Annotated in this window: 20 protein-coding genes; 8 read left to right on the top strand and 12 right to left on the bottom strand. The window is 64.9% G+C overall.

Going from position 1 to position 23649, the window contains the following annotated elements; translation table 11 throughout:
- Positions 1–45 precede the first annotated feature (45 nt).
- Positions 46–2421 (bottom strand): ATP-dependent DNA helicase, encoded by a 2376-nt coding sequence (locus WD430_RS07585; protein WP_339105415.1) that lies wholly within the window; start codon positions 2419–2421, stop codon positions 46–48.
- 321 nt (positions 2422–2742) lie between these two features.
- Here WD430_RS07585 and WD430_RS07580 point away from each other — a divergent pair, with 321 nt between their 5' ends.
- The 3 genes from WD430_RS07580 to WD430_RS07570 all read left to right on the top strand — a co-directional run bounded on the left by WD430_RS07580 (position 2743) and on the right by WD430_RS07570 (position 3930).
- On the top strand, positions 2743–2982 hold the full coding sequence (locus WD430_RS07580) for a hypothetical protein (RefSeq protein ID WP_339105414.1): 240 nt from the start codon (positions 2743–2745) through the stop codon (positions 2980–2982).
- A gap of 194 nt (positions 2983–3176) precedes the next feature.
- On the top strand, positions 3177–3305 hold the full coding sequence (locus tag WD430_RS07575) for a hypothetical protein (protein WP_339105413.1): 129 nt from the start codon (positions 3177–3179) through the stop codon (positions 3303–3305).
- A 49-nt stretch (positions 3306–3354) separates the two neighbouring features.
- The gene (locus tag WD430_RS07570) at positions 3355–3930 is read left to right on the top strand and encodes a DUF1684 domain-containing protein (RefSeq protein WP_339105412.1); all 576 of its coding nucleotides are present in this window, start codon (positions 3355–3357) and stop codon (positions 3928–3930) included.
- Between the two features lie 426 nt (positions 3931–4356).
- Here the strand turns inward: WD430_RS07570 and WD430_RS07565 are convergent, their stop codons facing one another.
- Complete coding sequence (locus WD430_RS07565; RefSeq protein ID WP_339105411.1) at positions 4357–5037, bottom strand: class I SAM-dependent methyltransferase; 681 nt, start codon at positions 5035–5037, stop codon at positions 4357–4359.
- Positions 5038–5333: 296 nt separating this feature from the next.
- On the opposite strand from WD430_RS07565, the gene WD430_RS07560 reads away from it, so the two are divergent.
- Positions 5334–5912, top strand: a complete 579-nt coding sequence (locus WD430_RS07560; RefSeq protein WP_339105410.1) for a hypothetical protein — start codon at positions 5334–5336, stop codon at positions 5910–5912.
- Positions 5913–6298: 386 nt separating this feature from the next.
- On the opposite strand, the gene WD430_RS07555 is transcribed toward WD430_RS07560, so the two are convergent.
- The 4 genes from WD430_RS07555 to WD430_RS07540 form a co-directional block, all read right to left on the bottom strand.
- A complete protein-coding gene (locus tag WD430_RS07555) occupies positions 6299–7081 on the bottom strand; it encodes a hypothetical protein (protein ID WP_339105409.1) in 783 nt (260 codons plus the stop codon).
- Positions 7082–7446: 365 nt separating this feature from the next.
- Complete coding sequence (locus tag WD430_RS07550) at positions 7447–8421, bottom strand: Zn-ribbon containing protein (RefSeq protein ID WP_339105408.1); 975 nt, start codon at positions 8419–8421, stop codon at positions 7447–7449.
- Complete coding sequence (locus tag WD430_RS07545; RefSeq protein WP_339105407.1) at positions 8421–8822, bottom strand: DUF2073 domain-containing protein; 402 nt, start codon at positions 8820–8822, stop codon at positions 8421–8423. Before WD430_RS07545 ends, WD430_RS07550 begins: the two co-directional genes overlap by 1 nt.
- Before the next feature lie 6 nt (positions 8823–8828).
- Positions 8829–9467, bottom strand: coding sequence for a GTP-binding protein (locus tag WD430_RS07540; RefSeq protein ID WP_339105406.1), 639 nt, complete (start codon positions 9465–9467; stop codon positions 8829–8831).
- A gap of 1564 nt (positions 9468–11031) precedes the next feature.
- On the opposite strand from WD430_RS07540, the gene WD430_RS07535 reads away from it, so the two are divergent.
- On the top strand, positions 11032–12879 hold the full coding sequence (locus WD430_RS07535) for an AAA family ATPase (protein WP_339105405.1): 1848 nt from the start codon (positions 11032–11034) through the stop codon (positions 12877–12879).
- 123 nt (positions 12880–13002) lie between these two features.
- Positions 13003–13452: a hypothetical protein gene (locus tag WD430_RS07530; RefSeq protein WP_339105404.1), complete on the top strand. Its 450-nt coding sequence runs from the start codon at positions 13003–13005 to the stop codon at positions 13450–13452.
- 395 nt (positions 13453–13847) lie between these two features.
- On the opposite strand, the gene WD430_RS07525 is transcribed toward WD430_RS07530, so the two are convergent.
- Both WD430_RS07525 and WD430_RS07520 read right to left on the bottom strand, forming a co-directional pair.
- Entirely contained in the window at positions 13848–14801 is a 954-nt protein-coding gene (locus tag WD430_RS07525; RefSeq protein ID WP_407067141.1) for a S26 family signal peptidase, read from the bottom strand.
- Between the two features lie 239 nt (positions 14802–15040).
- Positions 15041–16015: a S26 family signal peptidase gene (locus WD430_RS07520; RefSeq protein WP_339105402.1), complete on the bottom strand. Its 975-nt coding sequence runs from the start codon at positions 16013–16015 to the stop codon at positions 15041–15043.
- A gap of 229 nt (positions 16016–16244) precedes the next feature.
- On the opposite strand from WD430_RS07520, the gene WD430_RS07515 reads away from it, so the two are divergent.
- The gene (locus WD430_RS07515) at positions 16245–17855 is read left to right on the top strand and encodes a DNA-directed DNA polymerase II small subunit (protein WP_339105401.1); all 1611 of its coding nucleotides are present in this window, start codon (positions 16245–16247) and stop codon (positions 17853–17855) included.
- On the opposite strand, the gene WD430_RS07510 is transcribed toward WD430_RS07515, so the two are convergent.
- Positions 17852–18241 carry a MaoC/PaaZ C-terminal domain-containing protein gene (locus WD430_RS07510; RefSeq protein WP_339105400.1) on the bottom strand — a complete coding sequence of 130 codons (390 nt, stop codon included), beginning with the start codon at positions 18239–18241 and terminating at the stop codon, positions 17852–17854. The genes WD430_RS07515 and WD430_RS07510 overlap by 4 nt on opposite strands.
- Positions 18242–18423: 182 nt before the next feature.
- On the opposite strand from WD430_RS07510, the gene WD430_RS07505 reads away from it, so the two are divergent.
- Entirely contained in the window at positions 18424–19329 is a 906-nt protein-coding gene (locus WD430_RS07505) for an amidohydrolase family protein (RefSeq protein WP_339105399.1), read from the top strand.
- A 596-nt stretch (positions 19330–19925) separates the two neighbouring features.
- Here the strand turns inward: WD430_RS07505 and WD430_RS07500 are convergent.
- From WD430_RS07500 to WD430_RS07490, 3 genes are all read right to left on the bottom strand, one after another.
- The gene (locus tag WD430_RS07500; protein WP_339105398.1) at positions 19926–20441 is read right to left on the bottom strand and encodes a MaoC family dehydratase; all 516 of its coding nucleotides are present in this window, start codon (positions 20439–20441) and stop codon (positions 19926–19928) included.
- A 67-nt stretch (positions 20442–20508) separates the two neighbouring features.
- On the bottom strand, positions 20509–22326 hold the full coding sequence (locus WD430_RS07495; RefSeq protein ID WP_339105397.1) for an acyl-CoA carboxylase subunit beta: 1818 nt from the start codon (positions 22324–22326) through the stop codon (positions 20509–20511).
- A gap of 150 nt (positions 22327–22476) precedes the next feature.
- Positions 22477–23643, bottom strand: coding sequence for an acyl-CoA dehydrogenase family protein (locus WD430_RS07490; RefSeq protein ID WP_339105396.1), 1167 nt, complete (start codon positions 23641–23643; stop codon positions 22477–22479).
- Positions 23644–23649: the final 6 nt, after the last annotated feature.

Here is a 23649-nt window from a genome sequence, read left to right as displayed (position 1 = left end):
GAGGGCCGTCCGAGTCGATTTCGCCACCGCGCGAGTCGGTTCCGGCTACCGCTCGAGTCGGCCCCGGAACCGCTCGAGGCCGACGTCGAGCATGTCTGGGCTGACGGGCTGGAACTCGCCGTCGTCGGGCAGGTACGGGCGGACGGAGTCCCAGCTATCGCGAGCGTAGCGCTCGTCAAGCAGCACGCGGACGCCGACGTCCTCGGGACTCCGAATGACGCGGCCGATCGCCTGCCGGGCCTTCCGGACCGCGGGAATCGTCAGCGCGTAGGTGAAGCCGTCGCCGAACTCATCGTCGTAGGCCCGGCGGACGGCCTTCGTGCGCGGACTCGAGGTGTTGACGATGGGGACGCCACAGACCACCGCGGCCGCGAGCCGGTCGCCGCTGTAGTCGACGCCCTCGGTCAGCGTGCCCCGGAGGCTCGTGACCAGCACCTTCCCCTCGCCGGCGAAGAACTCGCGTTTGAGCGCCTGCGTGGTCTCGTCGTCGCTGGCGGCGTCGAGCAGGACGGGTTTCTCGAGTCGCTCCGCTAAGACGCCGGCGAGCCAGTCGGCCTCCGCGTAGCTCGGCATCCCGACGAGGACGTTGCCCGGGAGCCGGCCGACCTTCGCGACGGCGTCGACGTACTGCCGTCGCGTGGGATTCTCTTCCCCGGGCCGGCCGCGGTTGTCGTAGGTGTACTTCGGCGCTGCGACGGCGAAGCTCTCGCGGTTCTCCTCGGGGAAGTGCAGCCCGTATCGGCGTTCGACGACCGGGCGGTCCTCCTCGCGCTCGAGGTAGTCCAGTCCGGTCACCTCGGTGAAGGCGTCCATCGGCTCTAAGGTCGCGCTCATGAGGATCCCGCCGCCGAACATCCCGAGTCGTTCGCCGATGGCGTCGCTGGGGACGCAGTTGTGGAGGGCCAGCCGGGCGTTGTAGGCCCGACGCCAGGAGTCGGCGGGCTCGGTGTCGTCCCAGGTGCGCTCGAGTTCGATCTCCCGGAAGTAGTCGGTGTGGCCGCGGCGGTACCACTCGCCGAGGACGCGACCGACGGCGGGGGCCGCGCGGGTCCGGTCCTCGTCCTCGGCTTCGTTCAGAATGCGCTCGACTACCGCGCCGACGGCCTCGGCGCGGACCCAGTCAGCGTCGCCGTAGCCCGCCTCGCGGGCCCACGCCGTGAGTTCGTCCTCGGTCGGTTCCGCGGGATCTCGCAGCGGAATCTCGTCGTCCGCGAGGTCGGTGAGGTTCGACTGCCATCCCCTGTGTTTCCGGTCGAGACGGGCAGTCACCCGGCGGTCGAGTTCGCTCCGGAGGTCGCGGACGAACTCGAGGGTCTGCTCGAGTTCGTCGTAGCTGACGTCGCTGTCGTTCAGTTCCGCTCGGACGAGGTCGGCGTCGGCCGTCTTGGAGCCGCCCTCGGCGCGCCGGCCCTCGCGCTCGAACTTGATCGGCTGGATGACCCGCGAGAGCTCGGTTTCGGCGTCGCGCAGCGTCGTGTCGGCGACCCCGTCGCTGACCAGATCACGGACGCGGGGCTCGAGCATGTGGGCCTCGTCGCAGACGACGAACGTGGAGTCGTCGAGCAGGGCGCCGGTGAACGAACCGGTCGTCCGAGGATCGAACGCGTGGTAGTAGTTCCCGATGACGACCTCGACGTGGCCGAGCACGGCGCCCATCACCGAGTGCGGGCAGGTGCCGTGGGCGACCGAGCGGGCGACGAGGTCCTGAGGGGTGATCATCCCCGCCTCGGTGAAGTCGTAGGGGACGGCTTCGACCGCGTCGCCGTCGCTGCCCTCCTCGGGGAGGTCCTCGAGGTACTGGGCGTAGAACGGGCAGTACTCCGTCGAGACGTCGACGGGGCCGCCGTCGCTGTACTCCGGCAGGTCCGGCGCGTAGGGCGCGGTCTCGCCGGCGGTCTCGAGGAGCGTCGGGCCGCCGCCCTGAGCGCCGCTGTCCGCCAATCCCATCTGTTGGCTGCGGGCCTGGGCCGTCAGGCTGCCGGCGGTGGTGTCGCCGCCCTCGCCGGTGAGGTCGCGCGTGCGGTCCCGCAGGGTCTCACAGCGGTCGTAGACGTTGCCGTCGTCGATCCCGCCCGCGCCGGCGCGGTTGTACGGGCAGACGTCGGCCTTTCCGACGAGGGTGAGCCCCGAAACGGGGTTCCAGTCGTCGGGGAGGTTCTCGTTGATCGTCTCGAGGTCTTCTTCGAACTGGTGTAGTTGCTGTTTGACGCTCGTGAGCACGAACACGCGCTCGTAGTCGGTGTCCGGATCGCGCACGAGGTCGATCCCCGCGGTCAGCGCGATCATCGTCTTCCCGGTACCACAGGCGCCCTCGACGACGCTGTAGCCGCCGTCTCGAGCAGTGTCGATCGCGGTCTCGATGCCGTCGACCTGCTCGTCGTAGGGACGGTCGTGGCCGAAGATCGAGCGCCAGTCGGTCATTCTTCGCCTACTCGGGGGTGGTCGTCCATAGCGTTGACGAACTGTGTTGGGCGCGCCCCGATACAAAAAGTCACGGACGGGACCGTCGATCGCGCGGTCGGGTGATGGTACCTCGAGTCACGTTTCCGCGCATCTCGAGTCGATCGTCGTGCCGTGTCGTGGATCATTACCCGCGTTATCACCGTTATCGAGCGTCGCTCTGCCGCCGACCGAACGGCAGATACAGCGTCCGAGTCTCGCGATATCGACGATCAGTCCGGTGTCGATCGGCCGGACGCTGCCGGCGTGCCCCTTTAATTGCCTCGGCCCCTATCGATGCACATGAAGGTCCCCACCTCACTCAAGAACGTCGACCGGGACGACGTGGTTATCCGCACGTTCGAGTACGACGACGGCAGCGTCATCGCCGTCGACTTCGGGAACGCCGCCGCGGACATCGAGATGGACGTTCTCGGTTCGACCGCGATCATCGTCGCCGACGGCGAGCAGTTCGAGTTCGAACTGCCCCCAGAGGCCAGCGACGTCTCCGCGCGAAACGGCGTCCTCACGATCGAGGAGTAGCGAGGCGACGGCGGGTTCGCTCGAGAACGAGGGAACGACGACTCCGAGAGAACGACGACTCCGGCGGGTCGCGCGTCACGAACTGCGGGGCGGACGGAGGAGACGACCGCGGGAGGCGAGATTCCGGTCGTCGCTCTGCGGTTCTGTGGCAGTCATAGCAATAAACTCGTCATCCGAACAACTACCGGCGACCGATGACGGACTCGAGTCAGTCAGTAGACCGCGAGACGCGGACGACGAACGCGCTCCTGGGGCTGATCCTCACGACGATGCTCTGGCTGCCGCTATTCGGCGGTACCGTTCTGTTGATCAACCGGCTGTAGGGTCGGCGACAAACGCAACGCACACCAGTCGCGACGTCCAACGACTCCCATGAGCACTATCGATGACGTCGACCGCTGGCGCGAGGAACTCGAGTCGAAACGCGACGAGAAAGACGAGTTCTTCGCGGACCACCCGCAGTCGCCGATCCCGCCCGAAGAGCGCGACTCGTTCGACGGCCTGGACTACTTCGATCCCGATCCGGACTACCGCGTCACCGCGACCGCGACGGTCCACGACGATCCCGAGGTCGTCCTGATGGACACGACCGCGGGCCGAGAGATGCGGTATCTGCGGGTCGCGACCCTCGAGTTCGACCTCGAGCGCGAGGACGAGGACCTCGAGGACGGCGCGTTCGAACTCAACGCGTACCAGATGGAGAGCCCCAACGAGGAGCCGCTGTTCGTCCCCTTCCGGGACAAGACCACGGGCCAGCAGAGCTACGAGGGCGGTCGGTACATGGAGCTGTCGGCCGACCGCGACCTCGCGGACGGCGACGAGATCGTCGTCGACTTCAACCTCGCGTACACTCCGTTTTGCGCCTACAGCGACACCTTCGATTGCCCGCTGCCGCCCGAAGAGAACTGGCTCGAGGTGGCGATTCCGGCCGGGGAACGGTTCGAGTAGCGACGCCGTGTACGGTGACGACGGCTACGCTGTCCCGTGTGACCTCGTTTCCCACGGACAGTTTCGGGTCGAGTTACAGTTCGGAAACCGGCAGACGGCAGCGCGTCTCGAGTCGAAGCGAAGGGGTTGTCAGACGACGGATAACTCGAGTCGAAACGGGGGCACACGGAAACGAGTAACGCACTTTTGGGAGACGCTTTGATAGCGGACGAAACGGAAAGAAGCGCCCTACTATCGTGGCAACGGGGAATCCCTCTCCCTCCCCAACCGATTCGCTCGTTCACGCTGTTCACTCGCTCATCCCTCGCACGGATTCATCGATCGGCCTCGCATTCGCTCAGCCGATCGACAGCGCGCGCCACTACAGGTTGGATACGACGGCACGGGCGCTACGGAAAGTCAGCGCCGGAATTAATGACGACTTCGTCACGGCGCGACGCCGACGGTCAGCAGCGTGCCGAACTCCCGGTAGCGTTCGACCATCTCCTCGCGAGTGTCCCAGTCGTCGGTCGGGAACTCGGCCTCGGCGGGGATCGTAATCTCGCGGTCGGGGATGTTGTCCTGTTCGGCGACGTGCAGTCCCGCCTCGCGGAAGGCCTCGCGGTACCGGTCGCGGTCCCAGCGGGTCATCTCGATCGAGATGAACTCCTGCCACTCGTGGGAGTGGACGTTCTCCTCGTAGTAGTTCACGGCGCAGTAGAAGGTACCGCCGGGTCGGAGGATCCGGGCGATTTCCTCGAGGGTGTGGTCGGGGTCGGCGGCGTAGTAGAAGGCCTCCATCGAGAACACGTGGTCGATCGAGTCGTCCTCGAAGGGCAGTTCGTCGAAGTCGCCGACGAGGAATCCGACCGCCGGATCGTCGGTGTACTCCGCGGCGTTTCGGGCCATCTCCGGCGAGCCGTCGAGGCCGTAGATCCGTCCCGCGTCCTTGGTGTCTCGCAGCGCGCGGCCGGCGTAGCCGCTACCACAGCCCAGATCGAGGACGACGTCGCCCGGTTCGACCGGCATCCGCGCGAGCGCGTGCTTCGCGGTGTGCCAGTGGCGGTCTTCCATGCCTCTGTCCCGGCCGCTCGCGGCCCACTCGTCGAACTCCTCGCGAACGCTCATACGCGAGTCCTCACGCCGGGCGAGGAAAACGTGTTCGACTCGGCGCCGCGAGCGTCGATTCCGCCTCGAGGACGCACCGGCTCGATTCGAGTCGCTGACGATGGATCGACCGACAGGCTTTTTAGGCTAGCCTAAATAGAAATGGACGGAGAGGTTTAGGTCGGCCGAAATCCGTGGGCATCGGATCGTGGCCGAGCGAACTCTTCCGTGGGTCGTCTTTTCGCGCCGAGTAGGGACGCGACGGTCCCACAAACATCCGCACTATTAAGTCGGTCCCGCAAGTTGTTCACGGCAGTATGGAGTATACGCTTGAGATAGACGGCACACCGGAGACGGTCCCAGGCGGCACCGGCGTGCTCCTCCTCCACCCCAGCACAGGTGAAACCGACCGTATCGACACCGAATTTCTCAAGACAGATACCGATCACTTCCTCGTCGTCTCTACGCGAACGACCGCTCGCGAAGTCAAACAGAAACTCGAGTACTACGACGTCGACGAGGACCGCGCCGAGATCCTCGACACGCTGAGCATCGAACACGGCTACTCGCGGCGCAAGAGCGACACCGTCCACTACGTCGCCGCTCCCGACGACATCGACGGCATCGTCGAGCACATCGACGGCTTCCTCGACAGCCACGACGGCAAGCTCCGCCTCAGTTTCGACTCCGTGACCGAACTCGCCTACTACGCCGGCGACGACGACGCGCTCGAGGCCGTCGAGCGCATCCTCGAGTTGCTCGAGGAGTACGACGCCATCGGCCTCTTCCACGTCTCCGAGGAACCTCACGACCCGGAACTCGTCGAGCGGTTCCGCGATCTCTTCGACGGCGTCATCGATCTGGACGAGGACGGCAGCGTCGACGCCGAGTTCTGAGGCCGCGGTCGAGTTTCGGTTTCGCTTTTCGGTGGGTCCGGCGTCGGCTAGTGCCGATCCGAGACCCCGCAGTGGCGCGCGCCGAATCGCGGTGAGCGAAAGCGAGGTGCGAACGGCGCTTCGCGCCGTGAGCAGACGGAGTGAGCGAACGGCGTGGAAGACGCTTTACGTCTTCCAGTGGATGAGTGAGTGACTGGCGCGGAACCTCCGGTTCCGCGTACCGTGCGAACGGACGATTCGCGTCCGTGAGCAGACGAAGCGAACGAGCGAATCGGCTGGGGAGGGTGTGGCAATCCCCGTTGCCACGATAGCAGGAGGAGTCCGAACGACTCAGCCGCGACGAGTCGGCGGCTTCCGTTCGGAAATGGCGATAGTTCCTCGAGAAGCTACTCAGCGAGCGACTCGAACGTCTTCTCGGCCCACCGAATCGCGTACTCGGGACCGTGATCCCGGTAGGCGTCGGTGTCCAGCGCCGCGAACGGCGCCGGCAACTCGATGGCGTGCTTGATCGCCGCACACGCCAGTTCCGTCGCGTCGGCGAACTCCGTCTCGCCGCGGGCGACCGCCCGCGGCAGTCCCGAGACGCGGTCCTCGAGTCGCGTCCCCGCGTCCTGCCACGCGTCGGCGAGTTCCGGGTGGTCGTCGTGCCAGTCGGCGAAGACCTCGCGGCTCTGGAGTCCGACCCAGCCGTCGTACAGCGCGGCGGCCACCTGGTAGGTGCCGTTCGGATCCAGGTCGACCGCTCGATTCAGGTCCGGATACGTCTCCTCGAAGAAACCGATGAAGTGCTCGGGAACCGCGAGGTCGAGTTCGACGAGCGCCTCGGCGAGCAGGAAGTCGATAAAGGACTCCGGCGATCCCTCGACGCGAGGTTTGACGATGACCGTCGGCGGGTCGGTCTGGCGGGTCCAGACGACGCTGCCGTCGCCCGGCATCCCGACGGTGAAATCCGAACTCGCGTACCGGGCGAGCAACTGCGGGGCGTCCGCGGGCAGCCAGTCGGCGGGATAGCTCGCCGGCTCGAGGGCGTCGGCGAACAGTCCCAGCTCCTCGGCCTGAGCGGGCGGCAGCGTCTCGAAGTCGCGCTCGCAGTCGACGATCCGTGCGTCGGGCGCGTACTCGTCGCGAACCGCCGCGACGGGGCTCGAGAGCTCGCGGGCCGCGAACATCAGGCGAGGGTGGTCTGGGCGACGACCAGCAGCGCCAGGAGTGCCGATGCAGCGATCGTGGTGAGAACGACCTTGGTTGGGGTGCTCATGCGTAAGGCAACTCGGCCGCGTCGCTTAAATCCATCTTTCTCTCCCGACAGAAGACCGCTATCGAGGCGTTTCACCGCCGAGGGCGTCCGTGTACACAGCAACGTCTGGTCGCTCTCTCGCGCTCGGCGGTATCGCTCGCCCTGCCGTCGGGTTCTTGAACCATCATTTCATGTGGAACCGAAATACCAATAGCGTATCTTGACGGCGATGTTCAGACGAGAATTGCAGTCGAAAGAGTGGGGTACAGAGAAGGGCGCTCGTCGCGCTACCGGGCGTTACTCCTCGTCGTCCCGCCACGAATCCGGGACGTCGATGACGTACCGACCGTCCTCCTGGAGGGAGATGATGTACTCCTCGCGATTGTAGAGTTCCATCAGATTGAGTTCGTACTGCCCCGGACTGACGATCTTGATGCTCTCGAACTGTTCGTTGAGCTCCTCCCGGAGTTCCTCGATCGAGGGCTGCTCCCCCGACGGTTCGCTGACGACCCGGCCGTCGCTGGGCGGGGCGTCGGTACCGTCGCCCGGCTCGGCCGCTCGAGCGGCCTCGTCGGACGGAGCGTCCGGTACCCGATCGCTCTGGGGCGATTTGTCGGGTAGATCGTTCGTCGAAACGACCTCGGTCCGGGCGTCGGCCTGCGCGTCGTTCTCGCTGTCGGCCATGATCGACCGCTCGTCCGGCGAATCGGCGGCTTCGGCCGCCGCGTTCGCACTCGAGGACGACGGGGAGGCGTCCGCTGTCGGTGTCGACGCCGAGGAAGCGTCTGGCGTCGGCGTCGACGACGTGGACGCATCCGCTGTCGGCGTCGATGCCGAGGAAGCGTCCGCGTCCGACGGCGACCGATCCTCGGGCCGGCGGGCTGTCTCCGGCCACTCCTCGAACTGACCGGCTGGCGTCGCGTCCGCGCCGTCGGCCGGGTCGTCGCTCGAGGGCCAGGAGTGCTCCGTTTGATCGTCGACGTCGGTCGGCGATTGATTCGCGGATCGGTTCGTATCCGACGAGACCCAGTCACGAACGGTCTCTGCGGCGCGTTCGACCGTGCCGGCGTCGTCGGCCGCTTCGGCCGCGTTCCCGCCGGGATCGCCCGCCGAATCGGCCGCGTTCGCGGTGGCCGACTCGCTCGTGCCGGTCGCGGCCCGCGCGGCGGGTGCGAATTGGAACTTGTTCCCACCGCAGTCGGGACAGCCCGACAGCATCTCCTTGGAGCCGTCGGGGAACGTCCGGCCGCAGTTCGTACATTCGTGTGGCATTAGTCTCGGGATACGAGCGCGCTGATCAGCGTTTCGTCCTTGTGGAGCGTCTCGATCTGGTTGGCGGGTCCGATAACCGTCAGCTTCGCCGCGGACTCCTCGCCGCCCATGATCCGACCGAGCAGCGACGAGTCCTTCGTCTTTGACTTCGGATAGGTCTCGATCTCGATACCGTTGAACTCGTCGGGGCTGATCTCGGACATCGTCACCTCGATGAGCCGGCTCTCCTCGTCGGGGGTCAGCCCCTCCTCGAGAATGACGATGTTGCCATCGTGGACGCCGTCCAGGATCATCCGGATCTTCTCCATGGTGGCCATGTTCTCCATCCGTTCGCCGCTGATCAGGTCGATCTGGACACCGTCAGGAGCGTCCGGGTCGTCCGCGTTAGTTGCTTTTGGCATCGATAATCACCCGAAGTACTCCGCGATGTTGTCGTAGACTTCGTCCATGTTGTCGCCTTCCTTCGCGGAGAGGGGGATGGTCTTGTGCTGTGGGAAGGCGTCCTCGATGCGCTTGACGCTGGCGTCGTCGAGGTCGATCTTGTTCGCGAAGATGAGAACCGGGAGATCTCGAGATTCGATGATGCCGATCAGCATCGTGTTGACCTGCGTGATCGGATCTTCCGCGCTGTCGAGGACGTAGATGACGCCGTCGACGTCCTCGCGCAGCCAGTGCATGGCTTCGGCGACGCCCTCGGTCGCCTCGCGGGAGCGACGGATGGCGTCGTCTTCCTCCATCTCGTCGGTGAACTCCTCGTAGTCGACCTTCGTCGTCACGCCGGGCGTGTCGACGATGTCGATCTCCACGGACTTCCCGTTGCGTTCGATCTCGACGCCTTCTTTCCTGCGTGCGCGTCGCGTTTCGTGTGGAATGTGACTCTCCGCACCGACGGCGTCACCGGTCCAGTCGCGAGCGATTCGGTTGGCAAGCGTCGTCTTTCCTGCGTTCGGCGGACCGTAGATACCGATTCGTTTGGGTTCCTCTTCCGAGAAGAGGCGATCCGTAACCCGAGAGATACTATCTTTGAGTTCTGTGAACAGTCCCATCTGTGGGGCCCTCCAGCACCGCGGGGTGGTGCATCTGCGCGTACTACAAACTGAACCCACTTAAGCCTACGTCAGACGTGTAGACTATTCAATGAGACGGAGTTATATGGATGGATACCCACCGGCGGAGCAAATACGGTGCTACGGTCGGGAAACGGTCGACTCGAGTCGAAATTGGGGGGGTCGACAGGAATCGGAACTGTCGCTACAGACGACTGGCTCTGCGGAGAAGATGGTCGGTTCGTCGCTGTGGAAAGCGAATGAGAGAGCACCTGTGCATTATTTGCACAGCGGAATCGCCTCGAGATTATACCCTGCTGCTAATACTCTACTAGCGATACTAGATTCCCCTAGGTTAGCTCGCTATAGAATCTGATCTCATAGTGAGCCTTAATCACACACTGAGAACGTTCGCTGGACGCGAGATAGCCCCCCACCCCTTCGTTTCGACTGGAGAGCGACGATGGGGTGGGAGGGGGAACGGTATTGATCAGGTGGAACGTCGCTGTAGAGATCCCGAGATATCCGGTAGAAGGACAGTACGAACCCTGAGACCGAGTATTTCGGGTCGAGCGATGACTCTAGTAACTCGAGCCGCCTAGAGAAGCTGTCCTAGTAGGGACTAGTAACTAGAACCAACTCTTCTAGTAAAAAACCTAGTTTGCTAGTGCTACGGACCGTGTTTCTGGCCTATGGTCATAAAGGTTCCCGTCCTAGAGACGCCCCCTCCCCCACCCCCTCCTTCGTAGCGTTCCACTCGAAACGAAGGGGTGGGGGGGTTGGAATGGTAGGGAATGGTATCGTGTTTACTCACAACTCATATCATGGTGTCTGCTACTATATCACACTACCAACACTATCAATCAATAGCTCATTCCCGTTGTGAAATAACATATCACGCCCTTTGCTCGAGAGACGCTCTGTTCGCAGTCACCATCGAACAGCTATCGACAGTTCCCATCGCCTCCACTCCTGTCAGTCGGACCCACGCTCACTCACCTTCACGGACACCCATCCCGCTTTGAACGGCATCTCCGATGAGCCTGACCGCCACATCGCGAACATCGATACTCCCAGCACGATGTTCATTTGCGCTCTCGAGTCGCAACTCCCTCTCTCGACGGCGATTCGGGGATGAGTACTCGAGGATGAGTATCCGAGGACGGCAGCTTCCCCGGGCGAGCAGCGCTATTTTTGTCGACGCGTTCCCGATCCCTATCGGATCCCGAAGATACCCCGACCGCGCGTGAAACTACATTCATTATGGGCATCGTATCGACTCGAAACGGACGTCTGTCACGTGGCCGACTTCGGTGTCTCCGCTCGATGGTCGTCGTACCCGCCCGTTTAGGCCGCTAGACGGCCGATATCGTCGGCGATGATTGATCCTTGTGGAGGGAAGGGAAGAATTTAATACCGTGGTTTTCCTCTGTTTCGTTTGCATCAACTGGACTCGGCTCAGGGACGCGAACTAGTGGGAGACCCTATTCGTCCCATCTACTGCGTGTTATTCCTGCGTTCGGGTCCGAATTCCACTCGAAACGAGGGGGTATGTGTACGACGGATGTCAGACGACGATTCAGAACGGACGAGATCAGAGGAGGTCGAACACACTGACGAGACCGGCGGGTTCTCGAGTTTCGACGGGTCCGACCTCGCCGACGAGGAGTCGAGTCAGGGACTGTTCGACGACCTGCTCAGCGGCGAACCGATCTTCGAGAACAAGGAGGTTCTGCGACCGTCGTACACGCCACACGAACTCCCCCATCGGAGCGACCAGATCAACAAGATGGCGACGATCCTCGTCGCCGCGCTCCGCGGCGAAACCCCGTCGAACATCCTCATCTACGGCAAGACCGGGACGGGCAAGACCGCCAGCGCGAAGTTCGTCAGCAAGGAACTCGAGAGCACCTCCCAGAAGTACAGCGTCCCCTGCGACGTCGAGTACATCAACTGCGAGGTCACCGACACCCAGTATCGCGTGCTCGCGCAGTTGGCCAACAAGTTCATCGAGAAGAACGAGGCCCGCATCGACGACCGGATCGACGAACTCGAGTCGCTGCTCGCGGCCCTCGACGAGTACGAGGCCGCGAGCGCGGACGCGGACGCCGCAGCTCGACCCGAAACCGAGGGCTCCGATCTCTTCGACGAGGGCGACCCCTTCGAATCGGCGCTTCCGGACACCGATGACGAATCCGTTTCGTCTGGAACCGGAACCGAGCCGTCGTCCGGCGAATCTCCACTCGAAACAGGGGGGTCTCCACCGTCCGATCCCGCCGGCTCGGACCCGGTCGATCAGGACCCGGCGAGCCAGCTGCCGTCCAACGGGAGCGACGACGGTACCGCTCACGGTGCCGACGCCGAACCCGACCGCGAGACGACCGATCCCGAACTGACCGGTTCCGGGTCGTCCGCTGACCGATCCGACGACGTCCCGCCGGACCATCCCCTCGCCTCGACGCCGTTCGACTCTCGGAGCGGGATCGAGGCCGAAATCGAGTCCCTCGAGGACGACAAGGAGTCGTTCGAGGAGGTGCCGATGACCGGGTGGCCGACCGATCGCGTCTACAGCGTCTTCTTCGACGCCGTCGACTACGACGAGCGGGTCGTCGTCATCATGTTGGACGAGATCGACAAGCTCGTCGAGAAGAGCGGCGACGACACGCTCTACAACCTCTCGCGGATGAACTCCGAACTCGAGAACTCCCGCGTGTCGATCATCGGTATCTCCAACGACCTCAAGTTCACCGACTTCCTCGATCCCCGCGTCAAGTCCTCGCTGGGCGAGGAGGAGATCGTCTTCCCGCCGTACGACGCCAACCAGTTGCGGGACATCCTGGAGCACCGCTCGGAGGTCGCGTTCAAGGGCGGCGCGCTCTCCGAGGACGTCATCCCGCTGTGTGCGGCCTTCGCGGCCCAGGAGCACGGGGACGCGCGTCGCGCGCTGGACCTCCTCCGGACCGCGGGCGAACTCGCCGAACGCTCCCAGGCCGAGACGATCGTCGAGGAGCACGTCCGCGAGGCCCAGGACAAGATCGAGCTCGACCGCGTCGTCGAGGTCGTCCGCACGCTGCCCACGCAGTCGAAGCTCGTCCTCTTCGCGATCATCCTGCTCGAGAAGAACGGCGTTCACAGCATCAACACGGGCGAGGTGTTCAACATCTACAAGCGCCTGTGCGAGGAGATCGACGCCGACGTTCTCACCCAGCGCCGGGTCACCGACCTCATCAGCGAACTCGACATGCTCGGGATCGTCAACGCCGTCGTCGTCTCCAAGGGCCGCTACGGTCGCACCAAGGAGATCAGCCTCTCGGTGCCACTCGAGGAGACGGAGGCCGTCCTCCTCTCGGACTCCCGACTCTCCGACATCGACGACGTCCAGCCGTTCGTGCAAGCGCGGTTCGAGAACTGAACGAGCGACCGACGGATTCGACTCGAGAGCGGCGCTCGGATCGACTTCGACTCGAGAGATCGGACCGAACTCCTCGCGGGAAGTAACGACGCATCGATATACCTCGAGTCACTTCTCCTCCACATGAATCGACGGGCGGTCCTCGCCGGGGCCGGGTCGGCGACGCTCGCCATACTCGCCGGCTGCGTCTTCACCGACGGCGAGGTCGAGTACGATCGGGGCGATATCGCGGTCGTCGTCGACGGCGAGCCGGTCGACCTCTCCGCGGACCGATTCCAGTCCGAAAACGTCGAGAACGACTCGATCGCCTTTCACCTCCACGAGGACGACGACTACTGGTACATGGAGGGCGAGGAGCCGGTCACGTTCGCCGAGGGACTCGATCTGCTGCCCCACTTCGCGTACGCACAGCGGGACGGCGACCACGTCGTGACCATCGACGGCACCGAGTACGACGGGAGCGAGTCGGGGACGGAGCTGACGTTTCTGGTCGACGACGAGCCGGTCGATCCCACCGAGTACGAGGTCAGCGACGGCGACGATCTTCGCCTCGAGATCACGACCGAGACGTAGTTGCGACCGATACATTGCGGCGACGCACGATCACGACTGATGCGAAAGCGAGCGACGAGTAACCGACCCGGACTTGTCTGCGGTGTCCAGCGTGTTCTGCTGTCGTTCGGTGTGCCCCGTTCCCGTACAGGACGCTCTGCTATCGTGGCAACGGGGTGTGCCACACCCTCCCCAGCCGATTCGCTCCTTGCAGTCGCTCATCCCTCGCGCACTGTCATCGTCCGCCCTCACTGTCGTTCGGACGGCCGACAGCGCACGCCACCGATTCGGTGTCTCGGTTCGAGGTCCGTTGTTTTCAGCCGGACAGCTAGTAGTCGGCCTCGAGTCACCCGTCGAAATCAGAAACGTGAGAACGGTACGTCCCGAATCCCGCCGCCAATTGCCGGAGCTGTGGATCAGTTCCGTCGTCGACCGATGGCAGTGACGGCGCCGCCTCCACAGGCTGCGAGTCCAGTCATGCCTGCGATACCGGGCGGGTTGGCGGCTGTAGACGGGGATTCCGGACTCGAGACGCCGTCGAGAGTCGGAGCCGTTGACGGGGTGAGCGTGCCGCCGAGGAACTTATCGAAGGTCAGGCGGATGTTGCCGACCCACGGGATCCGGAACATCGCTTTGCCGGCGATCCACTCGGATTTAACGACGCCCGTGTCCGCACCGCTCGTCCTACTGACCTGGTCGTAGTTGGAGTTCGCGTCGCCCTTCGTGATGAAACCGGCGTGATCTGCCGGACAGATTTCGTCATCGATGTCGGCACAGGTGATATCGCCGATGATATCCTCGTCGGCCTTGGTCTCGACCCAGTTCTCGTCCTCTTCGACCCAGAAGTGGGCGCGATGGATGATCGGCGTCGTCCGCTCGTTTCCGTTCGGCCGGAAGACGATCACGTCGCCGGGATTACCGAACTTTTCGTGGCCGCTCTCCCGCCCGTTCTCGAGGGTGACCACCCCGGTATCGGCGACGGCGCCGTCGCCGACGAACCGATCGTCCTCGGCGACGAAGATGAGGTCACCGGTCTTCATGTTCGGGTCCATGCTGGGGCTTTCGACGGCGACCAGCGGCGGCCAGACGCCGCTGACGCCGAACAGGATCAGTCCGATGACGGCGACGATCACGACGCTGCTGAGCATGTCGCGGGCGAAGAGGACGTTCTCGTCCTCGGACCGGAGAAACCAGCGAACGACGCCGTCGTCTTCGATCGTCACGCGTGCTGTCTCTTCGCTATCCGACTCTGCCCCGAACCTGTTCGATGGCTCTCCGCGTGGTGAGGGATCGCCCGCAGTTTGAGCGTCTCGTTCCGAACCGCCGCCATCACTCGACCCACTGGAGGGATCGACGGAGCCACCACTCATTGCCACCCGCTTCGTTGCGCCTATCAATCAGCTTTCTGTTATCGAGTGTCTGGTGGAAACGAACTCCGGAACTGTCGAAAACGGACATCGCTATCATGAACGGTTGAACGCCGGCATATCTCGACAACACCGACCCGTATTTCGGAACGACGTCCGAGAACTGCTCGAGATACTCGAGTCGCGATCACGTCCTGCAGAAATGAGTACAGGGAGTCCCGCAAACTGCGTCGGACGATCCGTCAGTGTCGTCTCCGTCCGATGGCGGTGACGGCGCCGCCGCCGAGGGCTGCGAACCCGGTCGCGCCGGCGAGACTCGCCGGAGTCGCGGGTGCGTCCGGAGTCGTGGGAGCCGGCGCACTGTTGACGGTGGGAGTCGGACCCGTCGGGGAGGGGGCGACCATGCCGCCGAGGAGTTTGTCGAAGGTCAGGCGGATGTTGCCGAGCCACGGGACCCGGAACATCGCTTTGCCGGTGACCCACTCGGATTTGACGACGTTCGTGTTCGCGCCTCCCGCGATCTGATCGTAGTTGCTGTTCGCGTCACCTTTCGTGACGAATCCGTCGTACGGCGCCGGACAGGTGGTGACGTCCGCGCAGGTGATGTCGCCGACGATCTCCTCGTCGGCCTTGGTGTCGACCCAGTTCTCGCCCTCTTCGACCCTGAAGTGGGCGCGGTGGATGATCGGTGTCCGCCGCTCGTTTCCGTTCGGCTGGAAGACGATCACGTCGCCGGGTTTGTTGAACTTCTGGTAGCCGCTCTCCCGCCCGTTCTCGAGGGTGACCACGCCGGTACCGGCGGCGGCGCCGTCGCCGACGAACCGATCGTCCTCGACGACGAAGATGAGGTCACCGGTCTTCATGTTCGGGTCCATGCTGGGACTTTCGACGGCGACCAGCGGCGGCCAGACGCCGCTGACGCCGAACAGGATCAGTCCGATGACGGCGACGATCGCGACGCTGCTGAGCACGTCGCGGGCGAAGAGGACGTTCTCGTCCTCGGATCGGAGAAACCAGCGAACGACGCCGTCGTCTTCGATCGTCACGCCGTCGTCGGACGCCGGAGTAGCCGCACTCGAGTCGCCCCTGCCCGGGGCGGGACCGTCGGCCGCGTTTCGATCCCCGCGATTCCGCTCCCGATCGTTCGGACGATCGGGATCGGGAGCGGAAACGTCGTCGGGATCGTCGGACGCGTCACCGGAGCTAGAGCCGCTCATCGTCACCCGTTTCGCCGGGGCGTCCAATCAACTTTCTGCTCCGGTGGGGGGTATCGAATCCCACCCGCGCTCGAGGACCGAGCCCGTCGGATCCTACCATTGGGGTAGAATTATCGCTCGCGGAAATAATGTTACTGGTGCTCGGCCCCTTCCCGCTCGCTGCAGACCCACCCCGGTCGGGGACACCGATTACGGTATCCTTTTCTCGTCGCTCGCGAATGCGACGCGTGTGCCACTCGAGGCGTCGGCCCGGATCGTCAGCGAACTCACCAGTCGCGGCTACAACGCCGAGCGCGAGGCCGTCACCCGCCTCGCCGCCGCCGAGAACCCGCAGGCGGCCCTCGAGCGCGTCGTCGAGGACCTCCCCGAGGACGCGCTGGTCGTCCGGACCGACCACGTCGACGCGGCCCTCTCCCGGTCGGACTCGAGGACCGCGGACTCGACGACAGCGAATTCGACGGCCGAGCCGTCAGTCGGCGCGACCGCGGATTCGGAAGCCGACGGCGCTACCGGCGCGCCGTCTGACTCCACTGTTTCAACTGGAGACGATATGGCCGATACGACGACTACGGGCGGGACAGCTCCAGTTGAAACGGAGGGGGGAGGAGACACCGACCGTTCGATCGACCCGGAGCTCCGATCGCTGGAGATCGACGGAGACATGACCGGCCAGAGCACCGGAACCGGCGAGTACGAGGACTTCGTCGCCGTCTTCCGGGACCGGCTCGACAGACTGGGCTCGAAACTCCGCGGGCGGGTCAACCACCGGCCGGCGTCGGCCATTCAGGACATGCCCGGCGGCAGCGACGTCGCGATGGTCGGACTGGTCAACGACATCCGGTCGACGGCCAGCGGCCACTGGCTGATCGAACTCGAGGACGCGACCGGGACCTTCCCGTGGCTGGTGATGAAAGACCGCGAGTACGTCGATCTGGTCGACGAACTGCTCTGCGACGAGGTGCTGGCGATGGAGGGGACGCTGGCGGACGACTCGGGGATCGCCTTCGTCGACTCGATGTACTTCCCCGACATTCCGCGAACGCACGAGCCGTCGACCGCGGACCGACACGTGCAGGCGGCGCTGATCAGCGACGTCCACGTCGGCAGCCAGGAGTTCATGGCGGACGCCTGGAACCGATTCGCCGACTGGCTGCACACCGAGCAGGCCCAACACGTCGAGTACCTGCTGTTGGCCGGCGACATGGTCGAGGGCGTCGGCGTCTACCCCGATCAGGACGAGGAACTCGATATCGTCGACATCTACGAGCAGTACGAGGCCTTCAGCGAGCACCTGAAGAAGATTCCCGGCGACATCGAGATCGTGATGATCCCGGGCAACCACGACGCGGTCCGCCTCGCGGAGCCCCAGCCCGGGTTCGACGAGGAACTGCGGGAGATCATGTCCGCCCACGATCCACAGATCGTGAGCAATCCCTCGACGGTGACCCTCGAGGGCGTCTCCGTGCTGATGTACCACGGCGTCAGCCTGGACGAGGTCATCGCCGAACTCCCCGAGGAGAAGGCCAGCTACGACGACCCGCACAAGGCGATGTACCAGCTCCTGAAGAAGCGCCACGTCGCCCCGCAGTTCGGGGGCCACACCCGACTCGCGCCCGAAGAGCGGGACTACCTCGTGATGGAGGAGGTCCCCGACATCTTCCACACGGGCCACGTCCACAAGCTCGGCTTCGGCAAGTACCACAACGTGCTCGCCATTAACTCGGGCTGCTGGCAGGCCCAGACCGACTTCCAGAAGAGCGTCAACATCGATCCCGACGCCGGCTACGCGCCGATCGTCGACCTCGACACGCTCGACGTGACGGTCCAGAAGTTCAGTTAGCTCTCGTCCTTCCAGATGACGCCCTCGACGCTACCGGTGAGCACCGCTTCCCCGTCGCCGTTCTCGCAGTCCACGTCGACACCGATCACGTAGCGATCGTCGCGCTCCGCGACCGATTCGAACGTCCACGTGCAGGTGATGCGCTGGCCGGTGTAGACCGGTCGAACGAACTCGAGGTCCATCGACCGCGCCAGCACCTCGAGGTCGCCGCCGATCTTCGTCGGGACCGTCGCGGTCAGCAGGCCGTGGACCACCAGGCGGCCGTCCTCGTCCGGCTCGGTGTGGATCGGCTGTCTGTCGCGGGAGAGCTCCGCGAACCGCTCGACGTCGTCGGTCGTGAACGTCCGCTCGAACGTGTGGGTCTCGCCCTCGACTGGCCGGGTCATGTGGTGTTCTACCCACACGCACTATACGGGCGCCCATAATTTCCGCGGCTCTCGAGCCACTCTCGAACAACTCTCGAGCGACGACCCCACGACCGCGAACCGACGGGCCATCCGCCGCCGGCGGTACGCCTATCACCGTTCCTGTGGTAGCCGTCCTCGAGCCTCGACTCTCACTGATTCAGATGCCAGCTTCCGATCGATCGACGGACGCCGACGACCGCTCGACCGCCTTTCGGCCGGCCATCGACGCCCACACGCACCTGTTTCCCGACCGGCTGGCGGCCGCCATTCAGCGAACGCTCAGCGCCGAAACCGACTGGGAGTTCTCGACGCCGACGGCTCGAGCCGACGTCGAGGACGTCCTCCGGTCGGCCGGCGTCGAGGCCTACGTCGCCCTCCCGTACGCTCACGAGCCGGGCCTCGCGACCGACCTGAACGAGTGGCTCCTCGAGCAGGCCGACGCCTCCGACTTCCTGATTCCGTTCGCGACGGTCCACCCCGACGACGATGACCCTGCGGCCGTCGTCCGCGACGCCTTCGAGGCCGGCGCCCGCGGCCTGAAGATCCACTGTCCCGTCCAGGAGTGTCAGCCCGCGGACTCGCGGCTCGCGCCCGCGCTCGAGGTCGCCGCCGACTACGACCGGCCGATCACCTACCACGGCGGGACGGCGCCGCTGTACGAGGGGAGCCCCTACGTCGGCGCGGACGTCTTCGAGGAACTGCTCGAGTCGTATCCGGAGCTACGGGTCTGCTGTGCCCACATGGGGACCTACGAGACCGATCGATTCCTCGCGTTCGCCCGCGAGTACGAGGGGGCCTATCTGGATACGACCTTCGCGATGTCGACGTCCGCACCGGAAACGATGGGGTTCGATCCGTCGTCGATTTCGGACGCGGCGCTCGTCGAGTGTTCGGAGTCGATCATGTACGGCTCCGATTTCCCGAATATTCCGTATCCGTACCGCGAGGAGCGGGCACAGTTGCTCGGTCGGGACCTTCCGCGGGAGGCCGCACGAGATATCTTCTACCGGACCGCGCTCGAGTATTTGGGGCTCGAGGACGACGCTGTCGTGGATTCTTCGGACTGATCCTCCTATCAGCGATGTATATCAGTGCGAAACACATCGCGGACAACCAAGAACAGCGTCCGATGGCGCGCGCTGAGATGCGGTGAGTCACTGACGATCCGCGTCTCGAAGCCGCGCGAGGGATGAGCGAATAGTGCGGGACCGAAGGTCCCGCATACCATGCGAACGGCGCGAAGCGCCGTGAGCAGACGCAGGGAGCGAATCGGCTGGGGAGGATGTGGCAACTCCCCGTTGCCAGGGTCAGCAGCACAGTTCTCGGGTTCGTCCGCATTTCCCTCGAGCACACCGTTCAGTCACGTTCGAACGGGACTAGCGGATTCGACGGAGCCGAGACAGAACAGGTACGCTGCTCATCGTGGCGGCTGGGGGTCGCCACGCCCTCCCCAGCCGATTCGCTCACTCGCAAACTCGTTCGCTCATCCCTCGCACGGTTTCGTCGCGGGTCCTCGCTTTCGCTCAGACCCTCGACAGCGCGCGCCACCGCACGCCGGTTCGTCAGTCGGAGTCGGAGCGGATGGATCGGAGTCGGAGCGGATGGATCGGAGCCGGAGCGGATGGATCGGAGCCGGAGCGGGCGGTCGAATCGCCGTCTGCCGTCACTCCGCGGCGTGCTCGCGTTTCAGCGAGAGCACCGTGCGATCGAACTCACAGACCAGCGGTTCGTCGGCACCGTCGGACTCGTCCGACGAGGTCCCACTCGCTTCGCTCGCGGGACCGTCGTTCACCGTGAACACCTCGACGTGCATGGTGACGACGCCGCGCTCGCCGTCGCTGGTCTCGCGTTTGTCCGTGACCGTTGACTGCACCCGGATCGTATCGCCGTGGAACACCGGCTCGGGGTGCTCGACGTTATCGTAGGAGAGGTTGGCGACGATGGTCCCGTCGGTCGTCTCGGGAATCGTGATGCCGACCGCGAGGCTCATCGTGTAGAGCCCGTTGACCAGCCGCTCGCCGAAGTCGGTGTCTTCGGCGAAGTCCGCGTCCAAGTGCAGCGGCTGCTGGTTCATCGTCATGTCGCAGAAGCGCTGGTTGTCGCTCTCCGATATCGTGCGCCGTCGCTCGTGTTCGATGGTCTGGCCGACCTCGAACTCCTCGTAGTACAGACCTGTCATGGGTTCGGTGGAATTCGTTTCAGTGGGGTCGGTGTGGTGGGGGATCGTTTCGACTCGAGCGCGCACCTCAGAGGATCGTTCCGTGTTTCTTGTCCGGCAGGTCCTTCTCGACGGTCTCGTAGAACGAGAAGCGGGCCTCGAGTTCGTCCCGGAGCTCGCTGGGCGGCACGATCTCGTCGATGACGACCTCGCTGGCCATCCGGTGGACGTCGATGTCCTCGCGGTACTCCTCGCGGAGCTCCTGCTCCTTCGCTGCGCGCTCTTCGGGGTCGTCGATCGCGGCCAGCTTGTTCGCGTAGACGGCGTTGATCGCCGCCTCGGGGCCCATGATGGCGATCTCTCCGCTGGGCAGTCCGAGCACGCTCTCGGGGTCGTAGGCGGGTCCCGACATCGCGTAGATCCCCGCACCGTAGGCCTTCCGGACGACCACGGACTGCTTGGGTACAGTCGCCGAGGACGTCGCGTAGATCATCCGCTTGCCCTGCTCTAAGATGCCCTCCTTCTCGACCCCCGAGCCGGCCATGAAGCCGGGAGTATCGCAGAGGTACAGCAGCGGCACGTCGTAGGCGTCGCAGGTCCAGATGAACTGCGCGGCCTTCTCGGCCGCGTCGGGGAAGATGGCTCCGGCCCGCTGTTTCGGCTGGTTGGCGACGATGCCGACGGGTCGGCCGTCGATGCGGGCGAAGGCGGTGATGATCTCCGATCCGTACTCGGGGCGGAGCTCGAGGGTCGAATCCGCGTCGACGATCCGCTCGATGACGTCGAACATGTCGTAGCCGCGGTTGGGCGCCTGCGGCACGACGGAGTCGATCCCCGCGGGCGCCCGTTTCGGCTCCCGGCCGTCCGTCCGGGGCGGGTTCTCGTCGGCGTTGTCGGGCAGGTAGCCGATCAGCTGCGCGACGAGTTCGCGGGCGTGCTCCTCGTCCTCGGCGATCAAATCGGCGCTGCCCGAGTGGCGAGCGTGGACGTCCGGCCCGCCCAGTTCGTCGAGATCGATCTCCTCGCCGGTGACCATCTCGACCATCCGCGGGGAGGCGATGGCCATCGCCGACATATCGCGGACCATGACCGTGAAGTCCGCGAAGACGGGGGTGTAGGCCGCACCAGCGATGCAGGGTCCGTAGAGCACGCAGATCTGGGGCACGCGCCCGGAGAGCATCGAGTGGTTGTAGTAGTACTTCCCGATACCCTCTCGGTTGGCGAAGAAGCCGGTCTGCTGGTCGATTCGCCCGCCCGAGGAGTCCATCAGGTAGAGGACGGGCCGGCCGGTCTTCAGCGCGCGCTGTTGCATCCGGAGGAACTTCTCGACGCCCTTCTCGGCCATCGACCCCGCCTTAACGGTGAAGTCGTTGGCCATGAAGTGGACGTCCCGTCCCTCGAACTCCGCGGCGCCGGTGATCAGCCCGTCCGCCGGCAGTCGGTCTCCCGACTCCGCCTCGCCCTCCTGTCCGCTGGGGTGCCACGAGTCGAAGTTCGCGAACTTGCCGTCCTCGAAGGCGAGACCGTCCTCCCCGAACCAGAGGTCCAGTCGGTCCCGGACGAACAGCTTCCCCTGCTCGGTGAGCCGCTCGCGGTACTTCTCGGGGCCGCCCTCGAGGATGTCGTCGATCTCCTCCCGAAGCGTCGCTTCGCGATCGGTCGGCCCGAGATCGTCGCCGGACGACGCGGCATTTTTGGAGCCGCCGGCGGCCGCGGCGTCGATCGCCTCCGCAGCGGCCTCGCTCGCGTCAGTCGGGGTCTCGCTCTCCTCCGGCGCGGCCGTCGCGAGGAGGTCGTCGCCCCGCTTCGGGTAGAGTTCCACCTCCTCCCCGAAGTGGGATGCCAGCGCCTTCGCGATCGCCTGTGCCTCCTGGTCCGTCGCGGCGGTGTTGACTCTGAGTTCCATGCGTGCTCCGTCAGGTGGCTCCTACGAGGGGGGCGTTCATATCGGCTGTGCCGATTGGTAGCACGTGAATGCGGGTGGCGTCAGTGGGGAACCGGACCGGCGGTGGCGTCTCGAGTGCGGTCGGCGTCAGCGTGATCGTCGTCGGCATGTTCAGTACGACCTCGGGAAGCCGAGCTGGCGAGCGATGTGGTTGTACGCCATCTGCTGGGAGACGGGCGCGAGTCGCGTGAGGTTGACCTCGCGCCACCAGCGCTCGACGTCGTACTCTTTGGCGTAGCCCCAGCCGCCGAAGGCCTGCATCGCGTGCTCGACGGCCTCGATGCCGGCCTCGACGGCCGTCGCCTTCGCGACGTTCGTCTCGTACCCGCAGTCCTCCCCCTGATCGTAGAGCCACGCCGCCTTCTCGCGCATGAGCGCGGCGGTCTCCATCTTCGCGTAGGCCTCGGTGATGGGGAACGAGACGGCCTGGTGAGTCCCGATCGGCGCGCCGAAGATCTCGCGGTCGTTGGCGTACTCGATGGCCGCGTCTGCCGCGAGTTTGCCGATCCCGGTCGCCGCAGCGGCGAAGCCGATCCGCTCGGGGTTGAGCATGTCCACGAGCACCCACCAGCCGTCGTCCTCGTCGCCGAGCAGGTTCTCGGCTGGGACGCGGACGTCCTCGAGGAAGACCTCGCAGGAGTTGGAGTAGTTGATCGCGTGCTTGGGAATCGGCGAGACGTCGATGTTCGGGTCGTCCATGTCGACGACGAAGAGGCTGATGCCGTCGGTGCCGCGCTCGACCTCGTCGCGAGGGGTCGTCCGCGTCACGAGGATCATGTCGTCGGCCCGATCCGCGAAGGTGATCCACGCCTTCTTGCCGTTGAGGACGTACTCGTCTCCCTCCCGCTCGGCTCGAGTCGCGACGTTCAGCGTGTTCGTCCCCGCTTCCGGCTCAGTGATCCCGATCGAGACGTTGCGCGCTCCCGTCGCGATGTCGGTCAGGTACCGCTCCTTCTGCTCGTCGGTGCCGTACTCCCGGAGGCCGACCGCGGCCATGCCGGCGGTCAGCACCAGGTACCACGTGCCGGCCATCCCGCAGCCCTCGGCGCAGAGGGTCTCCATCGCGAGTCCCATCTCTTCCATTCCCATGCCGGCGCCGTCGTACTCCTCGGGGACCAGCAGGCCGTGAAAGCCCGCCTCCCCGAGTTCGTCCCAGAACTCGCTCGAGAACTCGCCGGCCTCCTCCTTCTCGCGCCAGTGTTCGGGTCCGAACTGCTCGGCGATCTGGCTCGCCGTCCGCCGAATCATCTGCCGTTCTTGCGTGTCTTCGAAGTTCATGTGTGC

The organism is Haloterrigena sp. KLK7 (genome assembly GCF_037914945.1).
Classification (GTDB): domain Archaea; phylum Halobacteriota; class Halobacteria; order Halobacteriales; family Natrialbaceae; genus Haloterrigena; species Haloterrigena salinisoli.
This window is presented reverse-complemented; position numbering and strand designations above follow the sequence as displayed.